General features: G+C 66.0%; 12 protein-coding genes. 6 read left to right on the top strand and 6 right to left on the bottom strand.

Going from position 1 to position 22,275, the window contains the following annotated elements:
• Positions 1–32 precede the first annotated feature (32 nt).
• From SJI03_RS27685 to SJI03_RS27670, 4 genes are all read right to left on the bottom strand, one after another.
• Positions 33–13,688 carry a filamentous haemagglutinin family protein gene (locus SJI03_RS27685; protein WP_322429318.1) on the bottom strand — a complete coding sequence of 4,552 codons (13,656 nt, stop codon included), beginning with the start codon at positions 13,686–13,688 and terminating at the stop codon, positions 33–35.
• A gap of 186 nt (positions 13,689–13,874) precedes the next feature.
• Positions 13,875–14,822 (bottom strand): FecR family protein, encoded by a 948-nt coding sequence (locus tag SJI03_RS27680; protein ID WP_322429317.1) that lies wholly within the window; start codon positions 14,820–14,822, stop codon positions 13,875–13,877.
• Positions 14,815–15,372 (bottom strand): RNA polymerase sigma factor, encoded by a 558-nt coding sequence (locus SJI03_RS27675; RefSeq protein ID WP_322429316.1) that lies wholly within the window; start codon positions 15,370–15,372, stop codon positions 14,815–14,817. Before SJI03_RS27675 ends, SJI03_RS27680 begins: the two co-directional genes overlap by 8 nt.
• Positions 15,373–15,374: 2 nt before the next feature.
• Positions 15,375–16,037 carry a secretin and TonB N-terminal domain-containing protein gene (locus SJI03_RS27670; protein ID WP_322429315.1) on the bottom strand — a complete coding sequence of 221 codons (663 nt, stop codon included), beginning with the start codon at positions 16,035–16,037 and terminating at the stop codon, positions 15,375–15,377.
• Between the two features lie 260 nt (positions 16,038–16,297).
• Here SJI03_RS27670 and SJI03_RS27665 point away from each other — a divergent pair, with 260 nt between their 5' ends.
• The 5 genes from SJI03_RS27665 to SJI03_RS27645 all read left to right on the top strand — a co-directional run bounded on the left by SJI03_RS27665 (position 16,298) and on the right by SJI03_RS27645 (position 20,599).
• A complete protein-coding gene (locus SJI03_RS27665; protein WP_322429314.1) occupies positions 16,298–16,663 on the top strand; it encodes a hypothetical protein in 366 nt (121 codons plus the stop codon).
• A gap of 94 nt (positions 16,664–16,757) precedes the next feature.
• Positions 16,758–19,106, top strand: coding sequence for a Tex family protein (locus SJI03_RS27660; RefSeq protein ID WP_322429313.1), 2,349 nt, complete (start codon positions 16,758–16,760; stop codon positions 19,104–19,106).
• A 4-nt stretch (positions 19,107–19,110) separates the two neighbouring features.
• A complete protein-coding gene (locus tag SJI03_RS27655) occupies positions 19,111–19,587 on the top strand; it encodes a GNAT family N-acetyltransferase (RefSeq protein WP_322429312.1) in 477 nt (158 codons plus the stop codon).
• A 105-nt stretch (positions 19,588–19,692) separates the two neighbouring features.
• Positions 19,693–20,004 (top strand): Grx4 family monothiol glutaredoxin, encoded by a 312-nt coding sequence (gene grxD / locus SJI03_RS27650; RefSeq protein ID WP_010402157.1) that lies wholly within the window; start codon positions 19,693–19,695, stop codon positions 20,002–20,004.
• Positions 19,997–20,599 (top strand): UbiX family flavin prenyltransferase, encoded by a 603-nt coding sequence (locus SJI03_RS27645; RefSeq protein ID WP_278317336.1) that lies wholly within the window; start codon positions 19,997–19,999, stop codon positions 20,597–20,599. The genes grxD and SJI03_RS27645 overlap by 8 nt, the downstream gene beginning before the upstream one ends.
• Before the next feature lie 171 nt (positions 20,600–20,770).
• On the opposite strand, the gene SJI03_RS27640 is transcribed toward SJI03_RS27645, so the two are convergent.
• Both SJI03_RS27640 and SJI03_RS27635 read right to left on the bottom strand, forming a co-directional pair.
• Positions 20,771–21,097 (bottom strand): hypothetical protein, encoded by a 327-nt coding sequence (locus SJI03_RS27640; protein WP_092801601.1) that lies wholly within the window; start codon positions 21,095–21,097, stop codon positions 20,771–20,773.
• A gap of 89 nt (positions 21,098–21,186) precedes the next feature.
• Complete coding sequence (locus SJI03_RS27635) at positions 21,187–21,594, bottom strand: hypothetical protein (protein WP_034753756.1); 408 nt, start codon at positions 21,592–21,594, stop codon at positions 21,187–21,189.
• Between the two features lie 244 nt (positions 21,595–21,838).
• On the opposite strand from SJI03_RS27635, the gene SJI03_RS27630 reads away from it, so the two are divergent.
• Positions 21,839–22,132 (top strand): hypothetical protein, encoded by a 294-nt coding sequence (locus tag SJI03_RS27630; protein WP_158301276.1) that lies wholly within the window; start codon positions 21,839–21,841, stop codon positions 22,130–22,132.
• Positions 22,133–22,275 lie beyond the last annotated feature (143 nt).

Genomic DNA, 22,275 nt, shown 5'->3' with positions numbered 1-22,275 from the left:
GACTGCCGAATGTCATCAAATGTTCATAAAACTCACGGTTGCAGGCCGCGCCGCTCGTTCGGCGTGAGCGCCTGCAGCTGCGGCGCCGTCAACGGCCCCGCGCCCAGCACCTGCACCACGCCGGCCGGCTGATAGCTGGACGCCTGCGGTTCGCCGCCCTGGTGCTTGCCAACACCGCCCTCGTCCGCCTGCTCGTTGCCAAAGCCCAGCACCTTCACCGTGAACAGCGACGGTTGCGCCTGGCGCGTGGCGGCCCGTTCGCGCTGCAGCACGTCCTGCGCCGCCGTCACGGCTTGCGTGGCGGCCGCGCTGGCATTGCTGAGCGCGCCCACGTTCACGGTGGCGACCACGGGCAGGCCCGCCGACTTGCCCTGCACCTGGACGTTTTCCGCATTGATCACCTGCAAGGCCGCCAGGTTGACGTTGCCCGAGACGCGGATGCCCGCCTCGCCCGCGTCGATGCTGCCCAGCGGGGCGATCAGGTCGATGTCGCCGGGCGGCACCTCCGGGATCGGGTTCAGGGTGGCGATGCCGGCGCCCGTCGTCGGCGTGCTCGGCGACAGGCTGACCAGGCCGATGCTGTCGTAGGTACGGCGCTGCGGCGTGTAGACAACGGTGGACTTGGTGCCGCGGCCCGCATTGATGTCGCCCGTGGCCGACCAGGCCAGGATGTTGCCGCCGAAGGTGGTGAAGATGCGGCTCTGGCCCAGCAGGATGCTGTCTTTCGCATACATCTGGATCTCGCCCTGTCCCTGTGTCAGCACGCCCGAGCCTTCGCCCGGCGCATAGCCGCCGTCCACGCCGATCAGCGCCCGCCCGCCCGGCACCGTGATGCCGATGTCGCCGCCGAAATCCGTGTGGATGCCGGTGTCGTTGACGGTCACGTAAGGCACGTTGTAGTCGGGACGGCCCGCCTCGGCCCATTCCTGCGGACTCAGGTAGCGCACGCCAGCGACGGGACGCTTGGTGTACACGCCGCCGTATCCGTTGACCGTGTACAGCGCGCTGCTGAACATCGTCAGGTCGCCCTGGTACTCGATCTTCTTGCCCGCCTTGTCCTGCGTCGGGAAGAGGGTGGCGATGGCTTCGCGGCCGCGCAGATAGCTGCCGCGGCGCACGCCGTCCGGATCGTTGTACTCGCGCCCGGCCGCCTTCAGCTCGGCGAAGTAGACATTGCTCAGGTAGACCTGCTGCTGTTCCTTCGGCAAGGCGGCAAAGAAGCTGCGCGCATCGGTGGCCGGGTCGTAGCGGATGCCCAGGCCGCTGTCGCCGCCAAAACGCGTCGTCAGCCAGTTCACCAGGTGCAGCTGGCTGACCTGCGCGTATTCGCGCGCCAGGTCGCGCCGCACGCCGCCCGTTTGCTGGCCAGCTTTCTCCAGCTCGGCCTGCTTCGTGCCGAGGAAGACGGCAGCGCCCGCCTCGTCGCCGCCGTAGGCGAACTGGCCGCGCAGCCAGTCGGCCAGGGTCAGCTTGCCGCCGTAGACGTACACGGCGCTGCCGGCCTGGTCGGCCAGCGGCTTGCCCGGGTCGGCCAGCCTGGCCGGGTCCAGGTAGCGCGCCGCGAAGGCCGCATAGTCGGGACCGTTGCGGCCCACGCCGGCGGCCACGCTGATGCCGGCGCCATCGCCGCGCTTGTCCTGGCCGACATGGACGATGGAGCCGAGGCTGCGCAATTCCGCCTTGTCGGCCATGTACAAATCGCGCCCGGCGCTCACATTGAGCTGGCCCGGCCCCGCCACATAGAAGGTGCTGTAGCGGATGTCGCGGCCGGCGCTGACGACGGAAACGTCGTCGGCATGGCGGTGCACGAACAGGTTGCCGCGCGCCGACGAGCTGCCGAAGACGACCGGCTTTTCCGGCAGCTCGGGACTGTTGGCAAAGGGCTGGCCGGTCCATCCCGCTGCGCCTTCCGGTACGCTCTCGACGTTGCCGAGCGGCGTGCCGGAGTTGACGATGTCGCGTCCGGCACGCACGGCCACGGCGCCGCCGCCCTCGTACCACAGGCCAAGGGCGCCGCTGACGCCCTTCAGGTTGCCCCGGTACACGATACCGCCCGTGCGCAGGCCGACGATGTCGCCGCTATTGGCATAGAAGTGCGCGGGCAACTGGCCTGCCGGCACATAGTCGGAGACCGTCGGCGGGGTCATGCTGAACAGCGGATACACTTGTTGATTGGCATCGCTGGCGCCATTCGACGACGTACCAAACCATTTCAATGCCCCCGGCGCCAACGCATCGGCGCTGACGTTATGCAGCGGCAGCAGGCCGAACCAGACATTGCCCAGCGCGCCGACGAAGCCCGGATTGAACGGATTCGGCAGCAGGCGCGGGTCGGCGCCCGATGGCGTGATCGGATAACCGGCCGCATGGATGGAGTCGGCGGCCAGCATTTCCAGCTGGCCCGTGCCCGTCCTGACAAATTGCGGCGCCACCGGCGACGGCGCCAGGATCACGCCGTTTTGCGGCATGTCCACCTTGCCGCCATCACCCAGCCTGCCCAGGCTGGCATTGCCGTAGTACAAGCTGCCGCTGGCGGCCACGGCGCGCAGCACGGACGGCATGACGAAGCGCCCGTCCGTCGGCGCATGGTTGTCGCCGGCCATCGCATTGATCCAGGACGAGGTGGGAGTCAGGTTGCCGCCCGCGCTGAACAGGTCGATGGCCGTGGCCGGCGTCCACAGCGAGAACCAGCTCCAGCCTTCGCCGGTGCGCTCCACGCCCTGGTAGCTGAACGGCGAACCATAGCCCAGTTGCTTCACGCGGCCCGCATCGGCCACGCCGCCCAGCACCACGTCGCCGCGCGCATCGATGCGCACGCCGCTGTCGCCCGGCACCAGGATAGGCCCGCCGCTGGCGATCGCCGTGCCCGCCGTGTAGGTTTCGTACGGCCGCGATTCCGTCGGATCGGCGCGGTCGAAGCGCAATTCGATGCCGCCCACGGCGCCCGCTTCCAGGCGCAGTGCGCCGCGCAGGTTGGTGAGCGTGCTGTTCAGGCCAGGCACCTGGCGTTCGAAACGCGTGTTCGGGTTCGGCCGGTCGCTATTGCTGTCGAAGCTGCGCACCTCGGCCACGGGGTTCAGCCCGCCGCCGATGCGGATATCGAGGTCGCCGCCGCCCGTCAGCAGCAGCTTGCCGTCCGGCGTCACCCTGCCCGTGCTGCCCACGGCCACGTTCAGGCCCTGGCTGCGCGGCGCGAACTCTCCGCCCGGATCGGCGCGCGAGGCCAGCATGCCGGCGTCGCCGCCCGCCTGCAGCAGCAGATTGCCGCCGCCCAGGGTGCCGATGCCCGTAAAGCCCGACAGCCCCGGCAAGCCCGAGAACAGGTCGACGCCTTCGGGACGCGCGACATAGGTGCCGAAATTGATCCACCATGCCGTCGGCACGCCGCCCGCCGTGCTGCCGCTGCCCTGGCGCCACAGCCAGGTGCCGATGTCGCTGGTGTCCTGCTGTGGACGCAGCCAGCCGATCGCGTCTTCGCGCCGGCTGACGGAGGCGGCCAGCGTGTCGCCCTTGACGTCGCCCTGGGCGCGCAGCAGCAGATTGCCGCCATGCTCGGGATACCAGGCGCGGTACAGGCTCTGGCTGCCGCCATTGACAAACGGCGTAAAGTCCGTGCCCAGCGCACCGAGCAGCTGGCCCTTGGCGTTCAGGCCGCGCGGCAGGTTGAACAGATCCTTGCCATTGACCAGCGGCGAGACCGACTGCGTGCCGGCCGTGTAGACGCCATACAGGGAACGCATGTCGAAGTCGCCCGCAGCCAGCAAATCGAGGTCGCCCGTGCCCGTGCGCAGCACGCTGAACAGAGGCTGGCGCGCCGGCGCAGTCACGTGCACGTATTGAGGCTCCGTGCCATCGGCAATCTTGACCACGATTGCGCCATATTCATTGAAGCCAAGCAGCACTTCTTCACTGGCAAAGTTGGCCAGGTCGATCGGCATGCCCGGTATCTCGCCAAACAGGCCGGCATCGTCGCCCCATACATACTGTGCGGGCAAGCCGGTGCCTGGAACCAGCTCGCGGACAGTGGCCATGCCGTAATGCGCATCGGCCAGCATCAGATGGGCGTCCTTCGCATGCGGTTTCAGCGCGCGCGTGTCGGCCGCCGCCGTATCGGCGCCGCCCACCAGGCGCAGCGACCACGCTTGCGAACCCTGGGCCAGCATGGGCGCCAGCGCCAGGTTGCGGCCCTGGCTGCCGCTGCCATCCGCGCTGCGCAGCGACACCATGGTGACGTCGCCCGGCAGCCTGACCACGGTGCCGGCGGGCAGCACGCTGCCCTTGTCCAGCGCCAGCGCCGAGGCCAGCACCACGCCATTGACGGCATTCGTGGCATCGGCCACATCCCACGGCCTGCCTTCGGGGAAAGGCAGGGCCACGTTCGCCGGCCACAGCATGGCCGCCACCCTGGCCGCGCCAGGCAGGCGCAGGCCGGCATCGAGCTGTATCCCGCTCGACAAGGTCAGCGCCTTTGGCAAGACCGTGCCGGCCGCGTACAGCACGCTGCCGTCGGCATTGCGCACGGCGCCGCCCAGCACGCTGCCTGCAGGCAGATTCAACTCCGCCGTCAAGGTGGCGCGCGCCGCCAGCAAGGTACCGCTGCGCAACTCCATGGCTTTCATCGGCACGGCGAAATTGACGCTCGTGCCCGATTTGAAATACGTGTCTTCGGCCAGGGTCACCAGGCCCGCTTGCGGCACGACGACTTCGCCGCCCCACGGCAGCCGACCTTTCACCAGCTGCCAGCCCTTGTCATCGACCGTGACTGGCAGGGCGCTGGTATCGAAACCATCGGTGATGCTGCCAAAGACGCTGAGCTTGCCACCGGCGCGCAGCACCAGCGCACCGGCCTCGCCCGAGCCGTACACGCCGCTCAGGCGCGCCAGCGGATTGACGCCGTCGTAGCGGTGGCCGGACAGGTCGATGTCGCCATCGATATGCAGGTCGCCGCCCGGCGTGGCGCTGACGATCTCGACGCCGGGGCGCAGGTGAAAAGCGTTGGCGTCGCCACGCAAGCCGCGCAGCTTGTTGTTCATCAAGTTGCCGTTGGCCAGCGCGTGGGCCATGAAGGCCTGGCTGTCCGCGTGTTTCTCGTCCAGATAGGCCTGGTTGATGCTCTGGTAGCTGCGGCCGTCCGCATCCTTGCCCGTGCCAGCCGGGGCATCCTTGTATTGCCAGAAGGCATTGACGTTGACCGTGCGCGCGCCGGCGATGTTCAGCGCGCCGGCCGCGTCGATGTCGATGTCGTCGCCCGTGGCGCCGCCCAGGCGGCGCGCGTTCAGGTCGATGCTGCCGTAGTTGCCACCCTTGTCTCCGCTGCGCAGGTCGAAACGCGCGCCGTTTTCCAGGGTCAGGCGGCCGCCTGGCGCGGCCAGTTCGATCACGGCGCGGTTCGGCGCCTCGATCACCTGGCCATAGCTGTCCGTGCGCAGCACCGTGCCGTGCGCATCGAGCACGGCGCCGGACTGGATGGTGACGCCGTCGCGGCCGGCCAGACGGATGCTGCCCACCTGCTCGCCGCTGGCGTCGATGCGGCCGCTCACCGTCAAGCTGCCGCCGTCGACGGAGACGCTCACTTCGCGCGCCTTGACCTCGTCGCCGATGGTCAGATTGCCCTGCTTGAGCTGGAAGCTGCGGCTGCCGAACACCTTGCCCGTGTTCAGGCGCTGGTTCAGGCCGGCGAAGTCGCCGATCTGTTGGGCGCGCACCTCCACGCCGCCCGCCGCGTAGGCTACCTGGGTGCCGCCCGCGTCATAATGGCCGCTAGCGCCGCCCAGCAGGCTGCCGCGCAAGTCGGCCGTGCCCGCCGCGTCGCCCGTGGCAACGACGCTCAGCTTGCCGGCGCGGTTATTCACGGCCGACACGTCGATCACGGAAGCGGCCGCCTGGCGCACATCGCCTGCGCGGCTGTCGAGGATCACGTCGCCGCCCCAGCTGTACTTGCTCGTGTCGTAGAAATCGATCTTGCGGCCTGCCAGGTCCAGCTTGGCCTTGTCGCCCAGCAATACATCGCGCTCGGCCGACAGGGTCAGCTTTCCGCTTGGCAGAACCACCGAGGTATCGACGCTGACGCTGTTGCCGCTGAGCGCCACTTCCGCGCCCAGGGCGCCGGCCAGCGCCGCATTCGTCGGCGCGGCGGGGGTAGCGCCGGCCGGCGCGCTCACCTTGAGGTCGCCGCCCGCCGTGATGCGGTTGACGGAACCGGCCGCTCCCGTCAACAGCGGCGTGTTGATCAGCAAATCGCCGCCGCTGTAACGGTAGCCATTGGTGGCCGTATCCCACGCGCTTTGCGACTGGTAGACGGACAGGCCGCCTTTGTTGTTGGCCGTCAGCTGTTCGCTGGCATTGAGCGCCACCTGGCCGAAGCCCAGCATCAGACGGTCGAGGTTATGGATGGTGTCGGGACGGCTGTCCGGCGTGAAGCCGAACTCGATACGCCTGGCGTCGACCTGCAAACGGCCGCTGCCCGTGCCGGGGCCATTGGCGACGACGGCACCGGGTGCATTCGTCGCGCCCTGCCACACGAGGGTGTCCGTGTGGATGCGCGCCAGCGCGTCCGTGCCGCCATAGCCGTAGATGGCCGGCGTATTGAGCACCAGGCGCGACAGCGACGACTTGCCCGTGGCCGCATCGATGGTCGACAGCTGCGACGAGTCATAGAAGTTGAAGGAATTGCGCGCCGTCAAACCCAGGCTTTCCAGCGCCGGTGCGCCCGTGCTGGTGTCGCCGCGCAGCAGGCGGTCGAGCACGCCCTGGTTCAGCGCCAGGCCGTCGGGCAAGGCGCCGCGGGTGCTGGCGTCCGCCAGGGACGCCTCGCTGCCGACATTGATGGAGCCCATGCCCAGCACCAGGTTGCGCGTGCCGTAGCGCACGTTGTCGCGCAGGGTAAACGCGCGCTCCGTCACGGCGGCGATGGTGCCCTCGGAATACAGCGAGGTGCTGCCGCTGCAGGCGCCGCCCGCCTTGGCGCAGGCGCCGATATCGATGATGCCGGGGCCATACGATTCGGACGACGGCGCCGCGGCCGGCAGCATGTCCAGCCAGCCGTTCGAGACGGCCAGCACGCTGCCCATGGGCTCGTACACATAGCCGTCGCGCGAATCCCAGGCGGCCTTGCCGCGGCCCAGCGTATTGATGCCGGAGCCCTGCTCCAGGATGATGCCGCCGTCTTTTCTCGCCGTCACCAGAAACACTTCGGCCGCCTTCAGCACGGCGCCGTCGCGCAGCACGATGCCGCCCGCCGATTCGTTGATGGCGGCGATATTGGCGCGCTGGTTGCTGCCCGTGCCAAATTCGCTGTAGTTCACGCGCGGCAAGCCGCCGATGCCCACGCGCTGGGCGCCGAAGGCGTTGATCTGCGACGCATGCACGGACACGCCATCGAAATCGGCCAGCGGCGCCGTGCCGTCGGCCAGCACTTCGTAGCGGGTAGTCGCATGGTTGCCCGAGCCCAGCAGCAGGGAGCCGCCGAAGCCGCCCTCGGCCGGCGCGTACAGGGCGCTGCCATCCATCATCAACGGCGTGTGGTTGTCCTTGACGCTGTGCACGGACGGGGCGATCAGCTGCACCCGCACGCCCTTGGCATCGCGCTCGAGCGCAGCGCGCGGCACGCCGTCGCGCGTGGCCTGCGCCACGGCGAAGGCGGCATACCCGGTCTCGTTGTATTGGGAATAGCTGCGCAGCACGGCGGCCGGCGTCAGGATGGCTTGTTGCGCCACCACGTCGCGGATCGCCGTGCCCGCCACGCCCGTCTGCGCCGCCGTGGCAAACGAGCCATTGCGCATGGCGATCGTGCCGCCCGTCTCGACGGCGCCGGCCAGGCCATTCAGTTCCACGCGGAAAGCGCCGGGCAGCAGGGCGAAATTCGACGGCAGCAGGGTGTAGGTGCCGGCCGCCAGGCCGGGCACGCCCGCGGCGATGGTGATCTGGCGCCCCACGGCGGGCTTGCCCGCGCCTTGCTCCGCCGTCAACGGCGCCACGTCCGGCTGTACCCCGGGAACGATGGCGTACACGGGGTTGGTGTTCAGGCCGGGCAAGGTGAAACCGCCGTTCGGCTTCATCTGCACCAGCGGATTGAGGCGCGCGTCGGTGGATCCGCCGCGTCCGGCCAGGAAGGCCGCGCCCGTCAAGGTGCCGCCGCCCGACATGTCGAGCACGGCGCCTTGTTGCACGTCGATGGCGGCGCCCGTCAAGGCGATCTCGGGGCCGTTGCCCACGCCCTTGAACACGACATCGTTGCCGTCATACAGGTAGCTCAAGCCATCGAGCGTGCCGCCGTACGGCATCGTCAAGCCTTTCGCACTGACCGAAGTCAGGCTGCCAGGCAACAGATTGACGCGGCCCGTATTGGCTTCAAAGCCTTCGGCGCCCAGGTTGATCTGGCCCAGCGGCGCGCGCAGCACGCCGTGCTGGTTGATGGTGGGCGCAACCAGGCTCAGGGTTCCGAACACGGAGAACGGCTGGTTCGGCGTGGCGCCGTCGCCGCTGCGCCCGATATTGAGCGTGCGCAGCGGATCGAGCGTGACGCGGAGGTTGCCGTATTCGTCGATGCCGCTCTGCTGGCCCACCGTGACCATGCCGCTGTCGCCCGTGGCCGGGTAGATTTGCGCGGCCACCAGGGTGGCGTTGCCGGGCTGGTACAGGGCGGCGCTGTTCGACAGGCGCATGTCGCCGCGGCTGTTCAGGGTCAGCTGCTCGAAGGCGTCGCGCTCGACCACCAGGTCGGCGCCGCTGCTCTGCGCAATGGTGCCGCGCGTACCCATGTTGACTTCGCCCGCGATATCGAGCATGCCCGCATCGATCTGCAGCAGGGAATCCTCGGCCACCAGCGGCACGCCCAGGATGCCGCGTCCCTTGCCCAGGTTCTTCGAACCTTTCACGGCATTGGGCACGATGTAATCGTCCTTCTGCGCACGCACGGCCGTACCCAGGCGCACATACGGCGCCGCCAGGTGCACCTGGCTGGCAAGGCTGCCCGCCTTGTCCTGGCCATCGGCATCCGGCTGCGGCTGCTGCTGGGCCAGCCCCAGCGAGGTGGCGCTCAGGCGCAGGCTCTGGCCCAGCGACAGCTTGACGTCGCCGTCAAAACTGAGCATGCCGTTCACATGCAGGGCCAGGTTGTCGAAACCGCCCGCCTGCACGCGGTCGGCGCCCAGGCGCGCGCTGCCGTAGCGCAGCGCCGCATCCTGCTGGCCGGCGCGCAAGTCCTCGGGCAAGGCGCTGTCGCCCTGCACCTGCGCCAGCTGCATTTCGCGCGGCACGCGCACCGCGTTGTCCACGTTGTCGCCCTGCAAGTTGTAGCGGTTGACCTTGCCATAATTGGGCGTGTCCAGCGCCAGCGCCAGGGTGCCGCCGGCAGCGCCGGCGCCACCGGCCACGGCGCGCAGAGTGCCGTCGGCAAAGATGCCGTTATACGAACTGAGCGAAATCAAACCGCCGTTGCCGGCCACGTTGACGGCGCCCTGGTTCGGCAAGTCCAGCGTGGCTTGCGCGCCGCTGGCGTCGAGCAGCGCGCCCGGACGCACGACGACAAAGGCATCGGCCGCGTCGACGCTGGCCGCATCAGCCTTGTAGCGGGCGCCGATTTCAATGCTGCCGCCCTTGTCGGCACGGCCATAGCGGTCGCCGCGCATGTCGGTGGCGACCGTGGCGCGGCCGGCGACATCGAGCACGGCCCTGTCGCCGATCCAGATCGACGTGGCTTGTCCCTTGCCGTTCGGTACATCCACATCATTGCCCGTGCCAAACGTGCCGGGCAGGACGGCGATCTTGCCACCCCAGGCTTCGAGCCGGCCATCGATGGTGATCTGCGCATTGCCCGTCAGGCTGATCTGGCGGCCCGGATCGACCGTGACGACGGCGCCTTGCGCCACCGCCAGATCCCCTTTCACGTGCGGGCTGCCGGCCGTCAGCGACAGGTCGGCGCCGGCGCGCTGCGTCAGACGGGCCTTGCGCGCATCTTCCTGGTACAGCTCCGGCGTCCACAGTTCCAGCGCGGCAGCCGGATCCGTGCCACTCGCCACCGTGTGGCCCGTGGCGGGATTGAAGCGCAGCACGGGCATCTTCACATCGACATGCGCATCCTTGACGACCACGACGCCATCGCGGCCCGTGATGGCGTAGTCGGCAAAACCGCTCTGGAACAGGCTGGCGCCCAGCGCCAGCATGGGCTGGACGGCAACATCGCGTCCCAGCACCATGCCAGCCGGCAACAGCATGCCGCGCGGCGCGCGCACGTCGTCGGCGGCAATGCTGCCGGCCGCATACTGGGTCGTCACCGGCTGGATCGGCAAGCCGTTCGGAAAGACCGCCGCCGAGACCACGAAGCCGGGATTCAAGCCATTGATGACCGTCAGCACGCTGCCGGCTGGAACGGTGGAGCCAGCCCAGACATACGTCTTGTTGTCGATGACGACGTGCGCGCCTGGCGGCAACAGCAGGTCGGCACCCAGGACCAGCGGTTTCTGCACCGACACATCCACCGTCACGGGTTTGCTCAAGACCTGGCCCGGCTTGATCAGGCTGGTACTCAGCGCAAAATCGAAGGGGATCTTCTCGCCCTTCGCGATCAGGAATTCATCGGCCAGGCGCAGGCCGATGGGGGCGCTGCTGCCACCTGGCAACACGTCGCCACCCTGCAGCTTGCCGCCGATGCTGACGGCCGCGCCGCTGTCGATCACCAGGCGTCCGCCGCCTTTCACGCCATGGCCGCGCAACTCACCGTCGAGCTTGAGCATGGCGCCCGTCGGCGCTTTCTCCGTCGGCAGATCGACCGCCAGGGTGATGTCGCCGCCGCGTCCGCCCTGCAGGCTGCCATTGCTCATCAAGGCCGCGCCGGACGAGACGTCGATGACGCTGCCGCCCGCCAGTTCGACGCCGCCCGAGCTTTTCAAGGTGACCTTGCCGCCATTCACATACGGCAAGCCGGCGACCGCGCCCGGATCGAGTTCCAGGTTGCTCCACAGGCCGCGCGCATCGAGGCGCACGCCGGGCGCCACGCGCACGCCGGCCGTTCCCGTGGGACGGTTGTCCGGCACCAGCTTGCCTTCGGCCCATACGGCGCCCGCATTCGCCAGATAGCGCGAAACGATGTCGCCGGCGGCGATGCTGCCGCCGCGCGCGCTCACGTTCGCCTTGATGGCAACGTCGGTGGCGTGCAGGGCGACGTCGCCGCCATCGGCCACGCGCACGTCCGCGTTGACGTCGAGCTTGTCGTAGGCGTAGATATTCAGGGCGCCCAGTTCCAGGCCATTGAGCCAGTCCGCATCGAGCTGCAGGGTCTTGCTGCGCGCGGCCGGCAAGGCTTCACTGAGCAGCTGGCCATCGGCGACGGGCGCCACCTTGCCGATCTCGACGTTTTCCAGCACGGCTTGCGGGCTGTCGCGCAGCTGGCCCGCCTTCGTATCGAAGACGGGCGTCATTTTGCCGACGATCAATTGACCGGCGCGCGCGGCCGACGTCTGCGCCTGCTTGTAGCTATCCATGCCGTCATCGCGCTTGCGCTGCTGGCGCTCGCCCTGGAACACGGACGTGTCGATATCGCCTTCCAGCACGGCCGCGCCCGTGGAAACGATCAGGCGGCCCGCGTCGCGGCCCACCGTGTAGCCGTTTTCCAGGCGTTCGCGCGGGCCGATCAAGGCATTCGCGTACGTCTCCGTCGTGTTCGCGCCCCAGCGCGCATGCGTGCTTTCATAGCCGCGGTACAAACCCGTGTACAGGTTGTCGCCGGGGGCAGTGCTGAGCTTGTACATCGCGCCATCGGCGCCCTTCAGCCACGTCTGCTTGACCATGCCCGTCTGCACGTCCAGCGAGCCGCCGGCGATGTTGATGCGCGAACCGGCCTGCGTCACCACTTCGCCGCCGCCAAAGCCGACGGTGCCGCCCTGGGCCGCCCACTCGCCGATGCCGTGGCCACTGGTATTGAGGTAGCCGCTCACTTCCAGCAGGCCGCCGGCCGTGTACCAGCGATCCGTGGCGTAGCCATTGGTGCCGGCCGGCACCAGCACCAGGTCGCGGCGGTCGACCCACACGTCGCTGTTGTTCAGGTATTTCGCGTCGCGGCTGCCCGGTGCGTCGCGCTGTTCGTTGCCCTGCACATTGATCAGCACATTGTTGCTGCTCATGTCGACCTTCACGCCGACGGCGCCGGATACGTCGATGGCGGCGTCGCGCGCCACGTGGCTGCGGCGGGCCGCGTCGACCAGCACCTGGCCGCCCGTGGCCAGGGTCAGCGAATCGCCTTCGAATTCCACGTTGCCGGCCGAAACGATGCGCACCAGCGACTGGTCGCGCCGGTCCAGCGGCGTGTCCGTGCCCTTGCCCGTGTCTTTCAGCAAGGTATCGCGCTGCACATCGAGCGCCGTGGCGCCGTTGTCGTCGATAAAAATGGCGCTGACGCTGCCGCGTCCCATGGTGACCTTGGCGTCCTCGCCCGCCGCCGACAGGTGGATGGCGCCGCGTCCGTTGACGGAGGTACTCGACAGCAGCATGCCGTCCTGGCGCAGCGTGTTGCCGCTCAGCGTGATGTCGCCGCCGGCCGACTGGATCAAGCCGCGGTTGACGACGGCGCCGGCGCCGCTGCCGGCCGTGCGCAGCATCTCGACTTCATTGCCGCGCGTGCTCGAATACTGGTTCTTGTCCGTGCCCTGGCCCGGGCGCACGACGATGGCGTCGCCGGCGGCCAGGGTGGTCTGGCCATTCGGCGTGGTGATGGCGCCCGCATTGTCGACGTTGCGGCCGGCCAGCAGCACATAGCCGCCGCCTTCCGTCACCGTTTGCGGCTTGCGCGTGTCGATGCGCGCGCCGGCGGCGACGACGACGTCGGCCTCGGCCTTGCCATGCGTAAAGGTATTCTGGCCCAGCAATAAATCATTCGCGAAGGTCGGCACGGTGCCCGCGCCCTGCGCCTTGCCGTACAGGCCGCTCTTGAACTGGCTGTCGCTCATGCCCATGGCGGCCGCCGCCAGGTTGCGCGTATCGACCTGGCTGCTTCCCGTAAATACGATGCCATTGCGGTTGACGATCATCACCGTGCCGTCGGCCTTGATCTGGCCCTGGATCTGGCTGGGGCGCGCCAGCGGATCGTTGATCCGGTTCAATACGGACCAGTTCGATTTCTGGTCGAACTGCAAGGTGGTGTTTTTGCCGACGTTAAAACTTTCCCAGTTCAGTATCGCCTTGTCATCCGTCTGCGCGACCTTCACGACGGTCTTGCCGTCGGCCTGGGTCTGCACGGGTCCCTGGGCATTGAGCCAGCCCGCCGTCAGGCTGTTGCTGTCGACCTGCAAGCCGCCCTTGACCAGGCCATCGGGCGCACCGCCCGCCGCCAGCGCCGCCTGGCGCGCAGCTGCCTGCACCGCCTGTTCGGCGGCGATGCCGCGCGCGGCCAGCAACAGGTTGTTCAGCGATTGCTGCAGCTTGCCTTCGGCCTTTTGCTGCTGCAGCAAAGGATTGTTCAGCGATGTGGCCGGCTGGCCATTCGGCAAGCGTCCCGTGGCTGCGGCCGTGCCCTGCTGCGCACCCTTGCCGGCAAACCACGCGCCGCTGAACGGCTGCTGCGCTTGCGCGCCGCCCGCCTGCAGCAGCATGGCGATGGCCAGCGCCAGCGGTTTCAATCGCACCGGGCGCCCGTTCCGGTTGCCCGCCATGGCGGAGGAGGATGCGTGTTTCGTGACCGACTTGCTTCGCTGCATGGCGACATTCCCTTTTCATGTTCCGTTGCTGACCGATATCGCGAGGCGGCGCGCGGCACGCACGGGGCGGGCGGCAGGCACTGATTCGCGGCTTCCAGCAGCATTGACAGGGAACAAGGTCCGGGACTGCAAAAGGTCATGAAAATGTCATAATTGGCTGAGCACCTCGGCGCGCCAAGGCGGGGCTCAGCCGAACAGCACGATGCCGCCCGGCAGCCGCGTCACGCGCGCGCCATACGCGTCCTGGATCAGGGCGATCACGTCATCGAGGCGGTCGAGCGAAAAGCTCGCTTGCACGCGCGTCAGTTTCAAGGCGTCGCCATTGAGGATCAGCTTGCCGGGACGGTAGCGGTTCACCTCGTCCACCACCTCGGCCAGGGTGCTTTGTTTAAAAACCAGCAGCCGGTGGCGCCACGCGCTGACGTCGGCCCTGGCCACGGCGCGGGCGATGCCGAAATGCTCGGGCCGGTAACGCAGTTGCTGGCCGGCCGCCAGTTCCGCGTCGTTGCCGGCCTGCGCCACGCGCAAGCGGCCCGCCAGGCACGTTACGCATACTTCCTGGCCGAATAACCGGATATTGAAGCGCGCGCTGCCGGCCGACACGGTGCCGTCGCCCGCCTGCACGCGCACCCGCGCCGCGCCGCGCAAGCCGGCCTGGAATTCCGCTTCGCCCGCCAGCAGCACCAGCGCCGCGGCGCCATCCTGCAGCGGCGCCGCATCGAGGCGCGTCTGCGTATTCATCTGCACCAGCACGCCGCCTTCAAACGCCACTTCGCGCTGCTCGCCCGTGCCGGTGGCATAGTCGGCACCGAGGCCCGCCACGGCCGGCCACAGGTCCGTCGGCGGGCGCAGCACCAGCAAGCCCAGCGAGGCAGCCACGGCGCCACCGAGCCAGGCGCGCCGCGCCATATTCACGGGCGCCTGCGCCCGCTTGACGGCGCGCGCGGCCGGCGCCATGGCGCCCCACACGGCGCGCGCCTCGGCAAACGCGTTGGCATGCTTGCGGCTGCGCGCGCACCAGTGGCGAAACACTTGCGCGTCGCGCTCGCTGACCTGGCCCGAGGCCAGGCGCACGACCCACGCCTGCGCTTCCTTCTGGATGACACCCATGTCGTCTTCCGCTTGTTCAGTCATGATGTTTAGACGTTTTTCCCGCGCCGGGACCGAAGCGCTGGATGAAATCGCGTCCCATGCGCTCGCAGCAATGTTCGAGACCGGCGCGCAATTCCTTCTCCACCGTGCGGGCGGAAATGCCGAAGCGCTCGGCGATGTCGCGGTGCGGCAACTGGTCGACGCGGGCGGCGATGACGATAGCGCGCCGGCGTTTCGGCAACTCCTGCAAGGCCCGCTCGAGCTCTTCCAGTTCGGCGCGCGCGCTGAAGGTGCGGGCCGGGTCGGCCAGCTCGTCGACCATCTCGTACAGATCGTCGATATCGGGCAAGCTGAGCAGGCGCGCATTGTCGCGGCGTTGATCTTCCGCAATGTTGATGGCAATGCGCATCAGGTAGGCGGACGGGTAGCTGATCGCTTCGGGCGCGTTCATCCGTTCCACCCGCAAATACGTTTCATGCAGCGCGTCATTGGCCAGGTCTTCCGAACCGAGGCGGCGCTGCAGATGGCGGCGAAACTGTCCGTAGCGTTCCAGGAACAGCTTGCGCAAGGTGGTTTTGAGCAGTTCCGGCATGCTCAGGGCGCCCCGGCCACGAGGTAAGGCGCGCAATCGGCATCGGGATCGGGCCGCGGCGTCAGTAAAATCGTCAGCGGCTGCGGCAAGCCCGCCGGCGGCGCGCCATCGATCAGCAGGCTGCGCAGGCGCTGCAGCACGGCGCGGTCGCGCTGTTCCACGCCGCTCGGTTCCAGCACATGCACGGCGCGCACCTTGCCCCGCTCGTCGAGCCACAGCTGGAACGCCAGGCGGTAGCGGCCGAAGGCCTCCGGATGCAAGCGGCACAGGGCGCGCGTGAGCGAACGCTGCAGGATGGCCGCATAGCCTTGCAATGGTGCGCTGGCGGGGGTCACTTCGGCCGGCACAGACGCCGGCGCCACGGGCGCGTCGGCCAGCGCCAGCAAGGTAAACGCATTGCTGCCGCTGAAGCGCGCGCCCAGCTGGGTGCCTGCCAGCAGGCGCTGCAGCGCTTCGGCCGGCGTGTAATCACCGCGCACGGGCGCTGCCACCCTGCCGGCCGCCAGCTGGCTGCTGACGAGCACGGAATACCCGGTCACTTCGCCAAACGCCACCAGGGCCGCATCGAGCGGCTGGGCGGGCAAGTCGAAGCGCAGGGGTGCGTGCGCGCCGGCGTCAGCACCGTCCGCGCCCGCAGCCGGCCGCACGAATGTCATCAAGGTCATCAATGTCATCAGCAAGCAGGCGGACAGGGCATTGCCCCTTGCGGCGCGGCGGTGGCTTAGTGTCATTTTCCAGGGGAAGCAACGAAAAATCCTGCTCATGAAGTGTCTTGACTGCAATGTTGTCTGCAGAATGGCAAGATGGTAGCTTCATAAAATGACAACTGCATGACATGGCGCCAGCCCGCATCCCCGCCTGTGTCATCGCCGCGACACATGGCCTTGCTATGCTGAACGCTTCATCCACCGCTCCGGGAGCCGTCATGGCACGCCTGTTCTCACTGTTGCTGCTGGCCTGCGCCGCCCTGCCTACGCAGGCGGACGAGCACACCGTCGTCGTGAAGGCCGCCGCGCCGCAGAAGGCTTGCGTGGAAGTGGAAGCCAATGGCCAACGGGCGCCATCGATGTCTTGCTTGAATGAAAAATTATTGCCAAATAGCAACACCATGAACCGGCCGCCGCCCGCCCTGTCCGGTGCGGAAGCAGTCATGCAGCGCCCGTCGAACCAGCTGGGCCTGTACAACCGCGCTGCCCTCGAACACCGCATGGGCAATGCCTTTGGCAAATCCGTTGTACCGCAGAGGCCGCCAACTCCCGTGCCCGCCAGCCCGCTGCTGCCGGCCCGCTGACGCTGTTGTCAACGCACAGTCCATTTGCGCTGTCAAGATTGCGCAATCGCGCCGATTGCGTATCATTCCAGGCTTGATCGCTCTGGAAACAACCATGCTGCCCACTATCGAACAACGTCTTGCCCTTGAACTTGCCGCCAAACCGGTGCAGGTTGCCGCCGCCATCGAACTGCTCGACGAAGGCGCCACCGTGCCCTTCATCGCCCGTTACCGCAAGGAAGCGACCGGCGGCCTCGACGATATCCAGCTGCGCCTGCTGGAAGAGCGCCTGCGCTACCTGCGCGAACTGGAAGAGCGGCGCGCCGCCATCGTGGCCTCGATCACGGAACAGAACAAGATGACGCCCGAATTGCTCGACGCCGTCATGTACGCGGAAGACAAGACGCGCCTCGAAGATTTGTACTTGCCGTACAAACAGAAGCGCCGCACGAAGGCGCAGATCGCCATCGAAGCGGGCCTGATGCCGCTGGCCGACGGCTTGCTGGACAATCCGGAACTGACGCCGGAAATGGAAGCGGGCAAGTTCCTGCGCGACGCGTTTACCAGTGCCGACGGGAATAATCCTGGCGTGGCGGACACCAAGGCGGCCCTCGACGGCGCGCGTCAGATTTTGATGGAGCGCTTCGCCGAAGACGCGACCCTGCTGCAAACCTTGCGCGAATACGTGCAGGAACACGGCATCGTCGAATCGAAAGTGGTGGAAGGCAAGCAGGACGAAGGCGAAAAATTCGCCGATTATTTCGCATACTCGGAAACCATTTCCACAGTCCCCTCGCACCGCGCGCTGGCGCTGCTGCGCGGCCGCCGCGAGGGTATCCTCGACGTCACTCTGCGCCTGGACACGGAAGCGGAAAAACCGAAATGGGATGCGCCGCATAACCCGTGCGAAGGCCGCATCGCCGCCCGCTTCGGCATCAAGCAACAAGGCCGCCCGGCCGACAAATGGCTGGCGGACACGGCGCGCTGGACCTGGCGCGTGAAAAGCTTCATGCACCTGGAAACGGAACTGATGGGCGCGTTGCGCGAACGCTCGGAACTCGACGCCATCAACGTGTTTGCCACCAATCTGAAAGCGCTGCTGCTGGCCGCGCCGGCCGGCCAGCGCGCCACCATGGGCCTCGATCCTGGCTTGCGCACGGGCGTGAAAGTGGCCGTGGTTGACGCCACCGGTAAAGTGGTCGACACGGCCGTGATCTACCCGCACCAGCCGAAGAACGACTGGGATGGTTCGCTGCATACGCTGGGCCGCCTGGCCGCCAAGCACAATGTGTCGCTCATTTCCATCGGCAACGGCACCGCGTCGCGCGAAACGGACAAACTGGCGCAGGACCTGATCAAGCAGCACCCGGAAGCGAAGATGACGAAGATCGTTGTCTCGGAAGCGGGCGCGTCGGTGTATTCGGCGTCCGAATTCGCGTCGAAAGAATTGCCGGACATGGACGTGTCCCTGCGCGGCGCCGTCTCCATCGCGCGCCGTCTGCAAGACCCGCTGGCCGAACTGGTGAAAATTGACCCGAAATCGATCGGCGTGGGCCAGTACCAGCATGACGTGAGTCAAAGCCAGCTGGCCCGCTCGCTCGATGCCGTGGTGGAAGATTGCGTGAACGCCGTCGGCGTGGACGTCAATACGGCGTCCGCTCCCCTGCTGGCGCGCGTGTCCGGCCTGTCGGCCAGCGTGGCGCAAAGCATCGTCACCTACCGCGACATGAAGGGCGCGTTCACCTCGCGCGCGGCCTTGAAAGCCGTGCCGCGCCTGGGCGACAAGACGTACGAACAGGCAGCCGGCTTTTTGCGCGTGATGGGCGGCGACAATCCGCTGGACGCCTCGGCTGTCCACCCGGAATCGTACCCGCTGGTGGAAAAGATCCTGGCCGATATCAAGAAGGATATCAAGGCCGTCATCGGCGAAACGGCGCTGCTGAAAACCCTCAGCCCGGCAAAATATGCGGATGAAACGTTCGGCGTGCCGACCATTTCCGACATCTTGAAGGAACTGGAAAAGCCGGGCCGCGATCCGCGTCCGGAGTTCACCACCGCCACCTTCAAGGAAGGCGTGGAAGAGATCCGCGACTTGCGCCCGGACATGATACTCGAGGGCGTGGTCACCAACGTGGCCGCCTTTGGCGCCTTCGTCGATATCGGCGTGCACCAGGATGGCCTTGTGCATATCTCGGCCCTGTCGAACACCTTTGTCAAAGATCCGCACACGGTGGTGAAAGCTGGCCAGGTCGTGCGCGTCAAGGTGCTGGAAGTCGATGAAAAGCGCAAGCGCATCGCGCTGACCATGCGTTTGACGGACAGTGCGCCGCAGCCGGGCAGCAAGCCGGAGCAAAAAGGCGACCGCAACGACCGCCGCAGCATGGCGCAACACCAGTCGCAATCGCGCAACGCGCCCGAGCCGGCCGGCAGCATGGCCGCCGCGTTCGCCAAGCTGCGCGGCTAAGTCCATGGCCGCCAGGCATGACCTCGTCATCCTGGCGGTGGATGCCGCCAGCGTGGAGGCGCAGCTGCTGCTCGACGAATTGTCGGCAGCATTGCTGCGCATCAATGGCGACAGCGGCCGTTCTTCCTTCGATGTCGAGGCGGCAACGCCGCGCGGCGGTTTTTATCTGGCCCGCGATGCGGCTGGAGAACTGCTGGGCTGCGCCGCCCTGCGGCCGCTGGGCGAGCCGGACAGCGCCATAGGCGAACTCAAGCGCATGTATGCGCGCCCCGGCCAGGGTGGCTTGGGCGTGGGCTCGGCCCTGCTGGCCCATGTAGAGGCGCAGGCGCGCCGGCACGGCTACCAGGCTCTGCACCTGTCCACCCGCGTGGCGAATACCCGCGCCGTGGCGTTTTATGCCAAACACGGCTATGCACCAGTCATTGCTTGGGGCAAATACGTGAGCGCGGCACAATCGACCTGCCTGGGCAAGACCTTATAAGCCCCAACGTGGCTGACTTGCCTAATTTATGACTTGAGCGCATACCCGTGCCGTCGTTTTCTTATAAAATGACGGCATCTATTTATTTACCCATCAGAGGCAGCTATGAGCGACGTACAAACCTGGATCAAAGAAACCGTGACGAGCACGCCAGTCGTGCTGTTCATGAAGGGCACGGCCCAGTTCCCGCAGTGCGGCTTTTCCGGCCGCGCCATTCAGATCCTGAAGGCCTGCGGCGTGGAAAACATCGCCACCGTCAACGTGCTGGATGACCCGGAAGTGCGCCAGGGCATCAAGGATTACTCGAACTGGCCTACCATTCCGCAGCTGTATGTCAAAGGCGAGTTCATCGGTGGTTCCGATATCATGAATGAAATGTTTGAATCGGGCGAACTGAAGTCCCTGCTGGATGCCTGATAGCCAAACGCAGCGGCCGCGCCGTATCGTCGTGGCCATCACGGGCGCCACGGGCGCCGTCTATGGCTTGCGGCTGCTGCAATTACTCGGCGCCATCCCCGGCGTCGAGACGCATCTGGTCTTGTCGGATGCGGCCGTACTGACCCTGCACCAGGAAACGGGCGTGGGGCGCAAGGACATCGAAGCGCAGGCGCACGTGGTGCACAAGCTGCGCGACATCGGCGCCTCTATCGCCAGCGGCTCGTTTCAATCGGATGGCATGGTCGTCGCACCGTGCTCGATGAAGACCCTGGCGGCCGTGGCGCATGGCCTGTCGGATAATTTGATCACGCGGGCAGCCGACGTGGTGCTCAAAGAGCGCCGCCGCCTGATTTTGATGGTGCGCGAAACGCCGTTCAACCTGGCGCACCTGCGCAATATGACAGCCGTGACCGAAATGGGCGGCATCATCTTCCCGCCCTTACCGAGCTTCTACCACCACCCGCAAAGCATCGCGGAAATGGTCGACCATACGGTGGCGCGCGTCATCGACCTGCTCGGCATCGAGCACAGCCTGGCGCCGCGGTGGAATGGTCTTAAAGCGTCAGAAACCTGACATCACCAACGCAATCAACTTATAAGCGGGGAAACCCCTACCAAGTCACGATGCCTGACAAAAGCGTAGCGAGCGGCAGTGATTTGTGGCCAAGAAGCGCAACCGTGCTCTAGCACGGTGAGCATCGCCGGCCGCAAAGCGCGACGCGCAGTAGCTTTGGTCAGGCATCCCTCATCTCTTGTCGAATTGGTGAGCACTTGCCTGCTTCAAATCCCTGGCTTCTTCAACCATCCTGCGGTGGGCGATCCGTTTGCGCATCACTTCCGCATGTTGCGCGGCAGTCATGGGGGGCACGGTCATCAAGTCCTTCAGCTGCGCGGTATTGCTGTAGTTACTTTTCATAAGACGGCTCAAATGCTCGGCTCCGTAGTGGATGAACTGGCTGCTTCTGATGTGATTATGCGCTGGTATTGGCCGCTGCGCCGCTGCGTGCGGGATTATTGTCAAATAATTCCGCTGCAGCGCAACATGCGAGGTCTTATTGTGCGGCAAAATCATGTCTCCAGTATGACCTTGCGCAAATAAAAGGACAGGGGGAGCACCGTCAGCGAAAAGCGGACGGCGCCGGCCGGGGAGGGCCTGAATGCTTACTTTTGGTAGTTGACTCTTACCAGCATGCGAATAAATTCTCGCGCGATTTGACGATGATGTTCATCCAATCTTTGCAAATCGGCAATTAATTTCACATCGGCGGACTCAAAACGCGACAAAGCGCTGCCCGCTTCACCATTCGGCGTGGCGCTTTCCGGGCCGCCAAAACGCAACCATTCCGCCGGAACGCCCAACCATTGGGCAATCATGCGCAATTTCTCTTGCGTCGGAATTGCTTCACCTACTAACCATTTCCTAGCTGCATGCACGGTAATCGGGCGCCCGTCGAAACGGATATTGAATTCCCGGGCCAGTCTGGTCGGGCTGTCTGGAGAATAATGGGCGTTTTTGAGAGCCAACTGAAGTCGCTGGCTGAAGCTTTCGCGTTCGTTAGAAGAATTCATAGGTGTACTATTTCATGTTGTAACATGAAAGTCAGTTTCTTGAATGACCATACAGATTGTTACATTTGAAAAGAGTATCAATTAACAATTAACACTCCGGCCGAGCTTTTCAAGTCAAAAAGTGGGCCGAATTTTCTCTTGCGATTCTGCGTGGCTTCGGGTCAAATTCGCGGCTAGCCTTGATTTTCGCACTGCAGCACGATTCAAAGCCTCGGTTTGGCATTACAACGTACGGTATCGGATAATGCCCTCCTCTACCGATGCGCGCAATGCCCATGTCATACAATTTCTTATAGACAAAGTTTTCAGAAGGGCCATTTTGTTTCCAACATGGAAACGATACAAACAGCGTGCTCATAGTGAAACGTTGTTTTTTGATCGTGCCGGCTGGAAAGAATCTGCGCCTGAAAATTTTACTGCCATCGCAGCGAAAAGAATGTCGCTGTTATGCCAGGAAAGCTCTTTTTGGTGTCATCTTGGCCACCAACTCTCGATCTTAAGCGCGTTTGCGCAAGAAGAATCAATTTATTTTCAGTAACTGTTGCCTTATTCGCCAAATTCCCCTGTCCAGCCCCTCTTTTTTCTTTGTTGCAGCACGGGCAGGGCACGCTACAATAGTATTGACGTTGACGTAAACGGCACTTTGCCATCCATTGCCTCGCAGCACCCATCCAGTGACCG

This window comes from Janthinobacterium sp. GMG1 (genome assembly GCF_034427795.1).
In the GTDB taxonomy this organism is placed as follows: domain Bacteria; phylum Pseudomonadota; class Gammaproteobacteria; order Burkholderiales; family Burkholderiaceae_D; genus Janthinobacterium.
The sequence above is the reverse complement of the archived record's forward strand: the minus strand, read 5'-3'. Positions and strand labels throughout refer to the sequence as shown.

Bases quoted from the DNA above. Each gene is read 5' to 3' on its own strand.
- SJI03_RS27685 (WP_322429318.1), bottom strand. From the start codon at position 13,688: ATGCAGCGAAGCAAGTCGGTCACGAAACACGCATCCTCCTCCGCCATG.
- SJI03_RS27680 (WP_322429317.1), bottom strand. From the start codon at position 14,822: ATGACTGAACAAGCGGAAGACGACATGGGTGTCATCCAGAAGGAAGCG.
- SJI03_RS27675 (WP_322429316.1), bottom strand. From the start codon at position 15,372: ATGCCGGAACTGCTCAAAACCACCTTGCGCAAGCTGTTCCTGGAACGC.
- SJI03_RS27670 (WP_322429315.1), bottom strand. From the start codon at position 16,037: ATGACCTTGATGACATTCGTGCGGCCGGCTGCGGGCGCGGACGGTGCT.
- SJI03_RS27665 (WP_322429314.1), top strand. From the start codon at position 16,298: ATGGCACGCCTGTTCTCACTGTTGCTGCTGGCCTGCGCCGCCCTGCCT.
- SJI03_RS27660 (WP_322429313.1), top strand. From the start codon at position 16,758: ATGCTGCCCACTATCGAACAACGTCTTGCCCTTGAACTTGCCGCCAAA.
- SJI03_RS27655 (WP_322429312.1), top strand. From the start codon at position 19,111: ATGGCCGCCAGGCATGACCTCGTCATCCTGGCGGTGGATGCCGCCAGC.
- grxD (WP_010402157.1), top strand. From the start codon at position 19,693: ATGAGCGACGTACAAACCTGGATCAAAGAAACCGTGACGAGCACGCCA.
- SJI03_RS27645 (WP_278317336.1), top strand. From the start codon at position 19,997: ATGCCTGATAGCCAAACGCAGCGGCCGCGCCGTATCGTCGTGGCCATC.
- SJI03_RS27640 (WP_092801601.1), bottom strand. From the start codon at position 21,097: ATGATTTTGCCGCACAATAAGACCTCGCATGTTGCGCTGCAGCGGAAT.
- SJI03_RS27635 (WP_034753756.1), bottom strand. From the start codon at position 21,594: ATGAATTCTTCTAACGAACGCGAAAGCTTCAGCCAGCGACTTCAGTTG.
- SJI03_RS27630 (WP_158301276.1), top strand. From the start codon at position 21,839: ATGCCCTCCTCTACCGATGCGCGCAATGCCCATGTCATACAATTTCTT.